Consider the following 13,975-nt stretch of genomic DNA (forward strand, 5'->3'; position numbering starts at 1 on the left):
GCATGTACTAATGGAAGATAGTTTAGAAAGGGGTGTGAGAAAAATGAAGAACAAAGATGGACAAGCCATTGCTTTAGGAAATCGACTAAAAATGCTACGCCATAAACATCATCTAACGCTTGCTGCATTGGCAGATTTATTAGGTATTTCGCATAGTTATGTAGGCTTTATAGAAAAAGGGACGAGGAAAGCATCTGAAAAAGTATTGCAAAAGTATGCAGAATTTTTTGATGTGTCTTTTGCAGAATTAGTTGAATTACAGTTGCAAACTATTCCTACCATTCATAGTCCATCTAGCGAATCGCCTCCCCCTTTAACAAATGAAATAATAGAGTTAAACAATTTATTACTAAAATTAAATGAAGATATACGTTATACAATGATTGAAAACTTTAAGGAGCAAATTCAACAAACGCTTTATCATTTGCTGACACCCTATGAGCTTTCAGATATCAAACGAAGTATTACGATAATAAAAAATGCTTGGTTTTCAGAAAGTGAAGAAGTTGAACAAGATAAAAGCTACAAGGGCTATATCAATTTATCGAATGAGCCAATCTATTTTCAATTACAAGTACAGCATCATATATTGCATCTTCAATTACTTCATGCTGATAGAAGACAACGCTCTCTGTTTGAAAGTTGGTTAGGCGATTGTTCCCTTTATTATCAAACGGAGGAATATTTACAGCATATTCGTGAACCACAGAAAATCGTTAATATTTTATGGTTAAGTCCTAATATGTCCTATCGCCAACAACATCATTACTTAGTGCAAAAAGCGTTACTTTCATTGGAGTTAAACTATTGTGATGCGAAATTAAGTTGGTTTGTTCTTAATTACGAGCAGCACAATACAATGCAAGATATTCAAGAACACATTAGCTAACGGGAAGGAGCTGATATCTCTTTGATTATCCATTCTGACTTTGATTTGCCTAAGTACTCTAAAAAATTTCTTCAACATTTAAAAAGAAAGTACTATTCAGAAGAAACCATTATTGGCTATGAAAATGATATAAAAAAGTTCTCGTCCTTTATTTATCAATTATACGATGGTCATATTTTAACAGAGGAAATATCGAAGGATGATATTCTAGAATATCTAGATTTTTTAGGCAATCAGGATTATAAACCCAATTCGATTAGTAGATATTTTTATGGTGTGAAGGCATTTTTCAAATATCTTGTAATAGAGTTGAACTTTAAAGTCGATCCAACAATAGGTATTTCCACTCGAAATGTGTATGTACCTTTACCTGAAATACTCGATATGGATGAAATGGCATTAGTGTTGGCTACAGCGAAAAAGTACTCCGAGTTTTACTATGTATTAATCAGCTTACTCTATTATACCGGTTCAAGAATTACAGCTGCTCGAACGTTATTAAAGGAAAATGTTGATATAAAAAATAATAAAATATACTTCCCACGGATTAAAGGTGGCAGAGATCTTCACTTACCCCTACATCCAAAACTACAAAAAATATTAGGGGAATATTTACAGAAAACAAAAGACAACGGATCAGATTATTTATTTCCCTCTCCCGTAAGCCGTAATATGCCCATTAGCGGCGTAGAAATCCGAATCAAATTAAAAAAAATTGGCGCCCAATGCAATATTACAAAACGATTAACCCCCCATGTCATTCGTCACTGTACCGCCACACACTTAACACTACTCGGTGTAGACCAACATTATATTGCAACTCTATTAGGTCATACCGATTCCCGTTCCACTGCACGCTACCAACATTTAAAAGTAGATGATTTAAGGTCGGCTATGAAGAAATTGAAATAACAATAACATACCTAGCGAATATTTATTCAAAAAAATAATAATTTATACCAATGTAAAAGCTTTCTGTTAAAAACCCACCAGTAAAACTGGTGGGTTCCTTTACGCGTAAACGCTATTTAAATACCTTATGTCTAACGATATTCTGAAAGGTCCGCCAACCATACTTCTTTTCTACAACCGCTAAAGCGGCAGACTTTTTTCTTCCAGTTAATTTATTCACAATTTAAAGGGTCAATGATTTCATTTATTGACATTTGATCATAGCGTAAATCTTCTTGTAATTGTTTTTGAATATATTTGTGAATCACTTTTTGATTTCGACTAACTGTATCTACTAGGTATCCACGACACCAAAATTGACGACTTTCCAATTGGTTCTTTAAAATATCATGCCGATTGAAAATCATTACACTACTTTTCCCTTTTAAATAGCCCATAAAAGCAGATACACTTAGTTTCGGTGGAATCTTCACCAACATATATATATGATTTGGACACGCTGTTGCTTCTACAATTTCTACACCTTTTCTTTCACATAACTGACGTAGTATTCTTCCTATTTCTGCTTTGATTTGACGATAAATAACTTGTCTTCTATATTTCGGTGCAAAAACGATATGATACTTACAATTCCATGTTGTATGTGCTAAACTTTTACTATCCATTTGGAACTCCTTTCGTACAAAGTCGGTTGACTAGACCTGATTTTATTGTACGATTGGAGTTTTTTTGTTGTCCATAGCTAAAAGCATTTCGGAACCACCTACATACAGGGGAATTTTAAAAAATACAAAAAAACCAATCATTTAAGCAGGATGATTAGTAATCAAAATAGTCTCTCCAAACAGAACATATCAACTTAAAAAATCTCTACAGTATAGTAACTCAAATATTTATAACACACAAAAAAAAGACATTGTAGAGAAAACCTCTACAATGTCTAATTTTAATGTAAAATTATGAACTTAATAAAGTTTGTATATTCTGCTTTAAATTAGTTCACAGATACAGTTGGTGCAGCAGCACCTGTTGCAGCTGCATCAATTAAAGTAAATACACCTGCTGCTTCTGAAGAAGTAGCATCGAATCGTGGGTCATTAGCTTTAATTGCAAGTAATAAGTTAGCAGTTGTATCAAATGTTTTATTTGCAGCTACAGATGCACCAGTTACAACCTTAGTATAAGTGATTCCGTTAATAGTAACTTTATCACCAGTAACTAATGTTGGGTATACAGCAAAATTGTATTCGCCTTTAACTGCTGTTGCGCCAGATACACCATTAGCTAAAGTTGCTACACCAGAAATAGTAGTACCTGTAAGACCTGCACCACTTACTGCTACGTTAACATCAGCTAAGTTGATAGTTTTACCATTGAATGTTGTAGAGCCTAATGCATTGATTGCAGACTTAATTAGAGCTGCAGTAGCATTTGCAGGAGTAGCATTTGGTAATGCAATGTTTACAACACCACTGTTATAAGTAGCTTTTAATGTATCATCTGAATTTTGCTTAAATTCAAATTTAAGACCATTGAAGTCAGCAGCATTCGTAGTTCCAGCTACAGTAACATCCACTGATTGACCATCAATTGTAATTGTTGGAGCAACAGCATTTGTACCTGTAACAGCAAGTGTATTCGCTTTATTTGTATAAAGCTTACTTACTTTAGAACCAACAGTAATTGAATCAGCAACTGTTGTTACTGTAGCAGTTGTTACTGCAGCAACAGGTGTAATAGCAAATTTAACAGTTGTTCCAGATACTTGTTGTGATCCAGCAGTTAATGCATAGCCAGCAATACCTGTGAAGTCAGAAGCAGCTACAGTAGTAGCATCTACAGCTTTATCGAATGTGAATGTAATTGTATCTACAAGTCCAGCAACATCTGGAGTTTCATCAGTTACAACTGCAGACACTAATTTACCAGCAGCACCATTGTTGTTACCAGCAGTATTTTCACTGATAATAGTGAATGTTACAACATCATCTTTTACTTCATATGTTGCACGAACTACTTTATTAGTAGCCTTATACTCTTCTAGTAATGAAATGAAAGCGTCAGCGCTAGAAATTGTAGTGTTACCAATACCGAAGTATTTGTAAGTTTTACCTGTTTCACCAGCATAAGCTACAGCTTTAGATTTATCAACAAATTTGATTTCTTTATCTTTTTTGTTGATGCTTGTAAGATCAAGTACACCTGTGTAAGGATTTGTAATTTCCCCTGCATTAGTAAATGTTGCAGTTGCTTCTTTAGCAGTGAATGCAAATTCTTTGTTTCCGTTAATTTCTTTAGCTACACCTGTAGCAAGAACTTTTACAGAAGAAGTTTTACCTTCTACAGAAGTAACATCAATTTTACCTGTAGGAGCAACTACTGTATGCACGCGGTTTGGTGCGATTTCTACAGTACCAACTTTTACATTGTTTGCACCAGTGTTGTAAACAGTGTAAGTAACATCTTTAGTTGTGTAGCCAGAGTTAGGAACTACTTTACCACTTTGGTTTGTAAGTTGTACTTCAAATGTAGCCGTTTCTCCACCGTCAAATTTCTCAGTGTCGTCACCTTTAGCATTTTTAGATACTAGTTTAGAACCATCTAAATATGCAGCTTGGAAGTATGAAATTGGTGCAACTGCAGATGGCTCACCTTTGTCTAAGTTTGCATCTTTACCGCTTTGGTTATTGATATCAATCCAAGCGATTGGTGTAGCGTAAGTGTTTACGTTAGCAAGGTCAGTTCCGATAACGAAGCTTGCTTCACCTTTAGAGTTTGTTTTAACAGTGATTTTTTTACCTTCAAATGCAACTTGTTTACCGTTTTCTACTTTTACGAATTGTGCAGAAGTAACTGTAGAGATTACTCCGTCAATATCTTCGTTAAATGCAACGTTTACTGTTTCGTTAGCAGCTAATTTACCATCTTTATCCTTAACTACTAAGTTATATTTACGACCGTTTGTTAAGCCAGTTGCTGCAACTTCGCCACCATCGCGAGTTACTTCAAGTGTGTAAGCCGCTTGAATAGCACCGAATGTTACTTTCGCAGCAGAAGCTTGTAACGTGTCAGCAGTGTATTTTTGAGTGTAGCCAGTTGTTGTAACTGTACCATTAGCATTAGTTACTGTTACTGGAGTTGCTTCAAATACAACTGGTGTTACTTCAGCGTTCGAACCTGAAACTGTGAATGTTGCTTCACCTTTAGAATCAGTTGTGATTTGTGCAGCACGTGTGTTGTTATCGCTTGTTTGTACTACAGCAAGACCATTAACTGTAACGTTTTGTAATTTATCAACAGTTACGTCAATGTTTTCTTTTACTGAAACGTTAAGTACTTTACCTGATACTGGTTTACCAGTTTCTGGGTGTTTGTAAGTAACTTTGTAAGTTTTGTTAGCGCCGTTGTTGATAGTAGCACCAGTAGTTACTTCAGTGATTTCTAAAGTTTGGTCAACTGCCCAGAATACATAACCAGTTGAGAATTTAGAACGGTCACCGTTTGCGTATACAGTTACAGTGTCGTTTGTTGCAGCATAACGAGTGTAAGAGTAAGTTGCGATACCTTCTTCGTTTGTTACAGCTTCAACTGTTACTGGAGTTTTCACGCCATTAGAAGAACCTGGGATGAAGAAAGTTACTGGAATACCAGCTTTCGCTTGACCTTCAGCAACAGTTACTTGTGCTTTAAGTGTTACTTGTTGGCCAAGTTTACCTTGAACTGATTTTTCTACTAAATCTACTTTAGTAGGAACTACAGCTGCGATACCTTTGAATGTACCGATTTTTTCTTCGCCAAGAGATACAGTGTACTCTTTGTCAGCTGTTTGAGCAGCAGTTGTTAATACAACAACTTTTTTGTTTGTTAATTTAACAGCTGCGTTTTTCACTTCAAGATCAGAGATTAAGAAGTTAAGAGCTTGTACGTTATCTACTTCTTCGTCGAATGTTACTTCAACAGTTGTGTTGTTGATAGCTTTTACTGCTGCAACACCCGCTTCTGGGTTGTTTACAACGTTTTCGATTGTGCGGTATAAGAATGAAGCGAATTGTCCGCGTGTTACGCTGTTACCTGGGTTGAAGTGAGCAACATTTGTAATACCCGCATATTCTAAAGCAACGATCGCTGTGCGTTGTTCTGCAGAGTAAGCTTTGTCTAAGTCACCAATTTCTGTTACGAAGTTCGCTTTTTTGTACTCAGCTACTAAGTCTACGCCAGCGATTTCTTTAATAGCACGTACTAAAACTACTGCCATTTGTTGACGTTGCATTGTTTGTGAAGCGCGTTCAAATGATGGCATTTATCTGCTATGCAAATAAAGGAAACCTTAGCTGTTTATTCTTTTGCAGTAAACAATAAATAGAGGCGTGTACTAGTTGTTGGTAGCAGAGGCGGTGACTCCTGCGGGAACGCACACAGCGTAAGACGCGGGCATTCCGCGCGTTAGCGAGGGTTGCGGCTTACGTGTGTGCCCGCGGAAAGCACCGCCAGAGCGAACAACAACGGTATAGCAAAAAAGTGTTAGATTTACCCCAATCAATCTAACACTTTTCCTACGTTTATCTATAGCTAACCGCTGTAAGGAGTAACCATGAAAAAGTACTAATTGTTTAGCAAAAGTGAAGTTTCGGTTAACAATTGTACTATTTTGTTGTGTGCTTAGGTTCTTGTGAAATGCTATAATTTAACAGTTACTATATAGTAATTCAATAGTGCATTAACAGTTATATGGTTTCATATATATATACTGGGGAAATAAGTTTTACTACTATTGATGGCACGCTTGATGCGTCTGGTGTAGGTTCAAACCGACAGCCGAGATAGAGAGATGGTAGACCTTCTTCGGTTAAGAAGAAGGTTTTTATGAAGCAAATACTTAAAGAGGAGCTAACTGATGATGTCTAAAAAGAAATGGAACAAGTCATTCAATGCTTTTCTCGCAACGACATTAGTTGCGAGTGTATCGATGCCAGTAATGCCTAGTCAAGCTGTTGCGGCTGAATTAGCTACTAATTTAATTATCTCTGAGTATATTGAAGGGTCCAGTAATAATAAGGCGATTGAACTTTACAATGGAACGGGTTCAACGATTGATTTAAGCCAATACAAACTTGAACTTTATACAAATGGTAGTACGACACCAACGAACAAACAGACGTTAAGTGGCACTTTAGCACATAATGAGACAATCATTCTCTATAATTCTAGTGCAGTGGCAGCGATCAAAGAGAAAGGTGGACTTGCTTCAGCTGTTACCGCGTTTAATGGTAATGATGCGATTGTTTTAAAGAAAGGTGAAGAGGTAGTAGATTCTTTTGGGCAAATGGGGTTTGATCCAGGCAAGTCATGGAATGACAATGGGGTGTCTACTGTTGATACAACATTGGTTAGAAAGAGTTCCATTACGTCTGGTGATAAAAATCCAAGTGACACCTTTGACCCTTCATTAGAATGGCAGCCTTATCCAATCGATACATTCGAACATTTAGGCAGTCATGCAATGGATGGAGGACAGGGTGGGCCTATTATAAAGGCAGAAGCCGTCACAGCTTCTACACCTTCTGGAACGGTTGCGTCAGGTACTGCCATTGCATTATTTTCTGCCACTGCTGGTGCAACGATTTTTTATACAACGGATGGAACAGAGCCAACATTGCAAAGTGCTAGTTATACGCAGCCAATTGTTATTGATAAAACAATGACGATCAAAGCGATAGCAGTTGCACAGGGGCTGGAAAATAGTGATGTGCAAACTTTTAGTTATACCGTCATTGGACAAGCAGATGTTCAGTCAATCGCTGATGCAAGAACACAAGCGAACGGTACAACAGTAACAATCAAAGGTATTGTGGCAGGGAAGCTGAAAAATACCATCTCTGTACAGGATGGAACAGGTGGTATCGCTGTACGACCGACGAGTCTAAATGTAGAAATTGGGGACGAAGTAACGCTTAAAGGGAAGCTTGCGGACTATAGAGGGTTACTGCAATTAGACGGAGCTCAAATTATCGACAAAGTGGCAGGTGTTGGTGCACCAACTGCAAAAGTAGTAACAGGTGCAGAGGTAGCAGAAGCAAATGAATCACAACTTGTTACGATAAAAAATGTTGCGCTGACGAATGTGCAAACAGGAAGTGGCTGGGCAAACTATACAGCTAGTGATGGTAGCAATTTCTTAGTACGCGATGAAACGAATACGCTAGGCTTAACGGTCGGCACAACATATGAATCAATTACGGGCATTGTTCAACAATTTGATCAGGATTACCAAGTGATACCACGTTCTGTAAACGATATTGTTGTGGATAGTACCGCAATAAAACCAGCGATTGCGTCGCCAAGTAGTGGTACATTTATTAATCAAACAACGGTCACTTTATCAACATCGACAGCTAATGGGGAAATCTATTACACAGTAGATGGTACAAATCCTACTATATCAGGTATTAAATACGAAAAACCAATCGATATTACGCAAAACACAACATTAAAAACGGTTGTCAAAGCAAGTGATGGCACGTTTAGTGAAGTGATGACCTATGACTATGTTATTACAGATGCGCTGCAAATTCATGATATTCAAGGGGAAGGCCATCGTTCTCCATTTGCTGGCAAAACCGTTGATGGCATTCAAGGGATTGTAACATATTCATTTTCTTTAAATGGTAGTTATTATTATACAATTCAAACACCTGATGAATTAGCGGATGATAATCCGAATACATCGGAAGGAATCTTACTTTATAGCGGAAAGAATGCTTGGCCGATTCAAGTAGGAAATTTAGTATCGGTAACAGGTAAAGTAGATGAATATGCGTATGATGGCTATAGTGATGCGAACCAAACAGATTTAAAAACGACGCAAATCAATGTACGAAATGATCAAGGTGGCAAAGTACAAGTACTTAATGCCAGTGTAGCATTACCAAATGCCATTCAAATTGATAAATTAAAAATGTCATTTAGCCAAATTGATAGTGACAATCTTCAAGTTTTCAACCCAACAATTGATGCTATTGATTTTTGGGAAAGTATTGAAGCGATGCGAGTGGAGGTAGACAATGTCAAAGCTGTTGCTCCACAGGAACATGGCGATTTAGTAACGGTTCTTGAAAGTGAGCCAACAAACACGCTGCATGGTGGGGTCTTGTATGAGGAAGGAAAAACAAACCCAAATCGTATCCAATTCAGATTGGAACCGAACGGTACAGCTCGTGATTTCGAAGTTGCCACAGGCGATAAGTTTAACGGACCGATTACGGGTATTGTGGGCTACTCTTATCAAAACTTCAAAATTTACGTGCCATTAGATAACATGAAGCAAGCCCATGTAAAAGGGTCGGCAACACCTGAGACAACTAAAATAGTCAAAGCAGAGGATAAGCTAACAATTGCCTCGTATAATTTAGAAAACTTTTCTAATAACAAAACATCCACATCGGATGATAAGGCGCGAAAATTAGCACGCGCCATTGGTACTGATATGCAAACGCCAGACATTGTAGGGGTGACGGAAGTACAAGATAATAACGGCGAGTCGGCTGGTGATGCCAAAGCAGATCAAAGTTATCAACGCTTAATTGATGCCATTAAAGCTGAAAGTGGTATTGATTATAAGTATGTCAATATTGACCCTGTGAATAATGCAGATGGTGGTGCACCGAACGCGAATATTCGTGTTGGTTTCTTATACAATCCAGCAAGGGTGAACTTGAAGGAAGGAATCCAAGCAGGGGATGCGACTACTGCGGTTAGTTATCAAAACGGTCAATTAACGCTGAACCCAGGCCGAATTGACCCGATGAATGAAGCATTTAATAATAGCCGAAAACCGTTAGCTGCACAATTTGAGTTCCAAGGTGAAGATGTCATTGTGATTGCTAATCACTGGAATTCTAAATCGGGTGACACACCATTATTTGGAGCAACACAACCACCGCAATATAAAAGTGAAGTGCAACGCCAGAAAATCGCAAATATTGTGTATAACTTTGTTGCGGATGTTAAAACGAAAAATCCAGATGCAAACATTGTATCGTTAGGTGATTTTAACGATTACCAATTTGCCAAAGCGCTTAAAATTCATGAAGGTGAATGGATGACTAATATGATCAATAAAGCCGATTCATCTGACCGTTATACGTATTTGTATCAAGGAAATTCGCAAGTATTAGATCATATTTTAGTTTCTAATAACCTTCAAGAAAAAACGATAATTGATATTCTTCATATTAATGCAGACTTTACAGATATGGCAGGCCGTGCAAGTGACCATGACCCTGTCATGGTGCAACTGGATTTAAAACAAGGTCCTACAGTAGAACCGATTCAACCTGAAATCACATATAACTATGAGAACTTTAAGAAAAATATCTTAGTTATTACAAAACCGAGTGTAGCATTACATTTAGATGCAGCGTCGTATATTACGAAGGGCGTACACTTAAAAGGGAAGTATGTCGAGCTTCACGGTGAAGGCTTTAACAAGACAGATGTGATTATTACGCCAAATCATCCAGAGTCCATTGTAGACTTAAAGGGCAATACGTTTAAAAAGATTACCATTGAAGGCAAAAATGTAAGTGAAATTAGAGGCGCAGAAAATATTGACTTACAGTTGATTGAATTGAAGAAGGGTGCATCGTTAGAAAACATTAAATTTACAAATTCTAAGGGGCAACCGATTGTCTACCCTCCTGTCCCTGCTGAAAACAAGCAACCAATTATCAAAAAGCCTTTTACAAATCAGACAGTAGCTGTAGGAACGGACATTACCATTGATTTAACAGAACATTTCGCTGATCCTGATAATGACGAATTGACATTTACCGCTACAAAAGGTTCGATAAAGGGCAAACGCTTAACGTTAACTTTAGAAGCGGGTAGTCATCTTGTGGGTGTCACGGCATCTGATGGTACAAAAAGTGTTACGGCCAATTTTAGTGTTACTGTAACGGCTAACGACTACTATACTGCTGCCTATAACAAAGAGGGGCAAGCACTTAAAAAGGCGCTGCACGATATTATTGCAAACCAAAAAGTATTATCCTATGATGCTGCATGGGATGCTTTGAGATACACAGATGAAGATCCGAATAATACAAATAATGTCCTGTTATTTTATTCTGGTAAATCTAGTCCAAAAACAAACAACGGCGGCAATGTAGGCAACTGGAACCGAGAACATACGTGGGCAAAATCACATGGTAATTTCGGCACAAGTCAAGGACCAGGAACTGATATCCATCATTTACGCCCTACCGATGTGCAAGTAAATAGCGCAAGAGGAAATTTAGACTTTGACAATGGCGGTAGTCCAGTCGCTGGCTGTAACGGTTGTTTGAAAGACGCCGATTCCTTCGAACCACCGAATCGTGTCAAAGGGGACGTTGCACGCATTCTGTTTTATATGGCAACGCGTTATGAGCTAGGCGATAAAGTAGACCTTGAATTAAATGACAAAGTTAACAATGGAACGGCTCCGTATCACGGTAAACTTTCGGTTCTTTTACAATGGCATCTACAAGACCCAGTAGATGACTATGAAAAACGACGAAACGAAAGAATCTACGAAATCCAAGGGAACCGCAATCCATTTATCGACCATCCAGAATGGGTAGAAACGATTTATGGCAACAAACCAGCGGTGCAGATGGTGAATTAGCAAAATGCAAAAACCAGCCAGTTTTCAGCGGTAAATCGCTGAAAACTGGCTGGTTTTATTATGGATTGGCGACAAGCAATTGATTTCAAACGAGCTTGAAAGTGAATACATAATACAAAATATAGTGGCGAAAGTCATGGGTATGCATTCCATTTATGATAAAATTTATAACAACACTCTATAGGAGTTAATAGAGGGGGAAAAATGGATACACAAAAAAATGCTTTCATTATAGTAGCGTTTGCAAATAGTGCAATTGCATGTATAAGTCAATTTCTTGGTTCAATGTTAGACGAAAGGTTTGATTCGTTAGTTCAATTTTTAGCTTTTCCTTTCGTTATAATTCTTCTGAATGTGGTGTTAGGATTTAAATTTAGAATGAAGTTTTATCAATATTCACTGTTCGCATATTTAGGATTATACGTATCTATCTTTGTCTGGGGCACTATTGTTTTGGTGGAAAGCACAAAAAAAGAGTTGCCCCCGGGCGAGGTTGTATTAGGTGCAGATTTCTTATTTATTATAGTTGTGACAATAGTCCAGTCGATTATTTTCCCTATTTTTAATTTAATTACTTATGTAATTTATAAAATGGTTTTTTCAAAACTAGTAAGGTTGTGAAATAGAATGGTTAAAAACAAAGTAATCGCTGCTGTCGTTACAATTATTATTGGCATCTTTATTATTCCACTATTTATTACTTCTACATACAGTATTGTTTATGGTATGTATGGTACTGCATTTACGGCACCTTCTATGCTTGTAGCTTTAGGAGTTTCCTTACTTATTGAGAAACATAGTAAAAATAAACATATAGTATTGATGTATATTAAACATCTCCTTTGTGCCTTAATTTTTTCACTGTTGTTTACACTCCTTAATTTTGATATAAACACGTATAAAGATACTTTTTACATTAGTTCTTTATTGGGGAGCATTTATATTATAATATTTGTCACATTTGATTATTTGTTGAATAAGTATAGGATTGTATAGAGTTTTAATTCTGTAAAAAGTCCTTTTTACGCACGTGTTCTCGTAGAAAAACACCTCCAATTGAAGTGTAGGTATCTAAACCTTATTTCAATCAAAGGTGCTTTTTTATTGTCTATTCTATTGGTGTCAGTTCCGTCGTCGCTGTAAATGAAAGGGAACGGTTCTATTTAATGTGCTACTACTAATTTCTTTAAATAGCTTCGTCAGATAATGAAGAAGCTTCCTATAAATAACAGTAAAAATATACTGATGCCCATTGCCGTCATTTCATAAAATGACGATGATATCATATTGCGCATGGAGAACATTACACAAACTAATAGAATGCTAGCAAAGGTGAAGGGGATAAAAACTAGCATAGCTAATTCCTTTGTCACTACAGAACGTACTTCTTTTACAGAAAGACCAATTTTTCGAATGCCTGTATATTTTGCTTTTTCACCTTCCATTGATGTTTGTAAGTAGAAGTAAAGAATGCTCATAGATAGTAACCATCAAAGGCAAAACAAGGTGCGGTTGAAATGCTTGAAAATGATCGAGCACTTTGTCAAAGTCTTGTGTAATAACGCTTTGATAGCCGTATTTATCTAGTTGATTTTTCAATGTTTGAGCAATATCCATGTCATCTTCCGCAATTGATATTTTATACATTTTATACCTTTCTTATAGCTAGAAGCTTTCTTCTATTTTTATCACTAAATGATTGCAATATACCTGAAAGGAAGTCAATTCCTATTCTATACGCAAATAATTTACTATAAAGCAAAAATACGATTTTTCACTTGTAGCCACTTTGTGTACTGAAGATTTTAGTCCATACTAAATATAGAAGTGACAGAAGGGGGGAGCTGTAAGATGATTCGTAATCGTCAAATGGAGATATTGCTACATTTGTTGAAGGTGAAAAAGACAACGCATGAGGCGCTGGCGCGTCAGTTTGAAGTAAGTGTAAAAACGATTCAGCGGGATATTGATAAGTTATCAGTGATGGGTGTTCCAGTTACTTGTAAGCAGGGGCATAGGGGTGGCGTGTATATTGAAGAGCATTATAAATTATCTAGTAGCTTCTTTAATGATGAAGATTTGCAAGTTTTAACATTTGCGTTATCTGTTTATGATAGTTTGTCAATGCAAATGCATAAGGAGCGTATATTAAAGAAACTGGCACTCATTTCTCCAGAATTGATTTATCTGTATGAACAAGATGCCAAAGATTATTTTATCGTTGATCTTTTCGATAATAAGGTCGATATGACAGAAGCAGTCTATCAACGGATAAACCATTGTCTTGACGAGGAATACTATCTTCGTGTCGTTATTGGTGAGAAACAAATGGACGTAGCACCGATTAGTTATGTTTTAAAAGCGGATGGGTTATATTTATATGCTTTTGAAAGGGAGTATGTATTAATAAAGATTGCTTCAATTACTTATTCGCATATAACGAATATTGAGTTTGAACGAAATTTTACTCCGTACCAACAAAATCACACAATTATTTTCAAATAAGACAT

The 13,975-nt window shown here is 36.8% G+C and carries 9 protein-coding genes; 5 read left to right on the forward strand and 4 right to left on the reverse strand.

Going from position 1 to position 13,975, the window contains the following annotated elements; all coding sequences use genetic code 11:
* The first annotated feature begins 43 nt into the window (after positions 1-43).
* Together I5435_RS02680 and I5435_RS02685 are read left to right on the forward strand one after the other, a co-directional pair.
* Positions 44-889 carry a helix-turn-helix domain-containing protein gene (locus tag I5435_RS02680; RefSeq protein ID WP_337983188.1) on the forward strand — a complete coding sequence of 282 codons (846 nt, stop codon included), beginning with the start codon at positions 44-46 and terminating at the stop codon, positions 887-889.
* 21 nt (positions 890-910) lie between these two features.
* Positions 911-1,801, forward strand: a complete 891-nt coding sequence (locus tag I5435_RS02685; RefSeq protein WP_024361608.1) for a tyrosine-type recombinase/integrase — start codon at positions 911-913, stop codon at positions 1,799-1,801.
* A 212-nt stretch (positions 1,802-2,013) separates the two neighbouring features.
* Here I5435_RS02685 and tnpA read toward each other — a convergent pair whose 3' ends face one another.
* Together tnpA and I5435_RS02695 are read right to left on the reverse strand one after the other, a co-directional pair.
* The gene (gene tnpA / locus I5435_RS02690) at positions 2,014-2,466 is read right to left on the reverse strand and encodes an IS200/IS605 family transposase (protein WP_337983189.1); all 453 of its coding nucleotides are present in this window, start codon (positions 2,464-2,466) and stop codon (positions 2,014-2,016) included.
* A 329-nt stretch (positions 2,467-2,795) separates the two neighbouring features.
* Entirely contained in the window at positions 2,796-6,101 is a 3,306-nt protein-coding gene (locus I5435_RS02695) for a hypothetical protein (RefSeq protein ID WP_337983190.1), read from the reverse strand.
* Positions 6,102-6,698: 597 nt separating this feature from the next.
* On the opposite strand from I5435_RS02695, the gene I5435_RS02700 reads away from it, so the two are divergent.
* A complete protein-coding gene (locus I5435_RS02700) occupies positions 6,699-11,465 on the forward strand; it encodes an endonuclease (protein ID WP_337983191.1) in 4,767 nt (1,588 codons plus the stop codon).
* Between the two features lie 204 nt (positions 11,466-11,669).
* Entirely contained in the window at positions 11,670-12,086 is a 417-nt protein-coding gene (locus I5435_RS02705; RefSeq protein WP_337983192.1) for a hypothetical protein, read from the forward strand.
* Positions 12,087-12,664: 578 nt separating this feature from the next.
* Here I5435_RS02705 and I5435_RS02710 read toward each other — a convergent pair.
* Together I5435_RS02710 and I5435_RS02715 are read right to left on the reverse strand one after the other, a co-directional pair.
* On the reverse strand, positions 12,665-12,943 hold the full coding sequence (locus I5435_RS02710) for a hypothetical protein (RefSeq protein ID WP_337983193.1): 279 nt from the start codon (positions 12,941-12,943) through the stop codon (positions 12,665-12,667).
* Entirely contained in the window at positions 12,900-13,112 is a 213-nt protein-coding gene (locus tag I5435_RS02715; protein WP_337983194.1) for a response regulator, read from the reverse strand. Before I5435_RS02715 ends, I5435_RS02710 begins: the two co-directional genes overlap by 44 nt.
* Positions 13,113-13,316: 204 nt before the next feature.
* Here I5435_RS02715 and I5435_RS02720 point away from each other — a divergent pair, with 204 nt between their 5' ends.
* Complete coding sequence (locus tag I5435_RS02720; protein ID WP_337983195.1) at positions 13,317-13,970, forward strand: helix-turn-helix transcriptional regulator; 654 nt, start codon at positions 13,317-13,319, stop codon at positions 13,968-13,970.
* Positions 13,971-13,975 lie beyond the last annotated feature (5 nt).

This window comes from Lysinibacillus sp. C5.1 (assembly GCF_016350185.1).
Lineage (GTDB): Bacteria > Bacillota > Bacilli > Bacillales_A > Planococcaceae > Lysinibacillus > Lysinibacillus sphaericus.

Bases quoted from the DNA above. Each gene is read 5' to 3' on its own strand.
- I5435_RS02695 (WP_337983190.1), bottom strand. From the start codon at position 6,101: ATGCCATCATTTGAACGCGCTTCACAAACAATGCAACGTCAACAAATG.
- I5435_RS02680 (WP_337983188.1), top strand. From the start codon at position 44: ATGAAGAACAAAGATGGACAAGCCATTGCTTTAGGAAATCGACTAAAA.
- I5435_RS02715 (WP_337983194.1), bottom strand. From the start codon at position 13,112: ATGTATAAAATATCAATTGCGGAAGATGACATGGATATTGCTCAAACA.
- tnpA (WP_337983189.1), bottom strand. From the start codon at position 2,466: ATGGATAGTAAAAGTTTAGCACATACAACATGGAATTGTAAGTATCAT.
- I5435_RS02720 (WP_337983195.1), top strand. From the start codon at position 13,317: ATGATTCGTAATCGTCAAATGGAGATATTGCTACATTTGTTGAAGGTG.
- I5435_RS02705 (WP_337983192.1), top strand. From the start codon at position 11,670: ATGGATACACAAAAAAATGCTTTCATTATAGTAGCGTTTGCAAATAGT.
- I5435_RS02710 (WP_337983193.1), bottom strand. From the start codon at position 12,943: ATGAGCATTCTTTACTTCTACTTACAAACATCAATGGAAGGTGAAAAA.
- I5435_RS02700 (WP_337983191.1), top strand. From the start codon at position 6,699: ATGTCTAAAAAGAAATGGAACAAGTCATTCAATGCTTTTCTCGCAACG.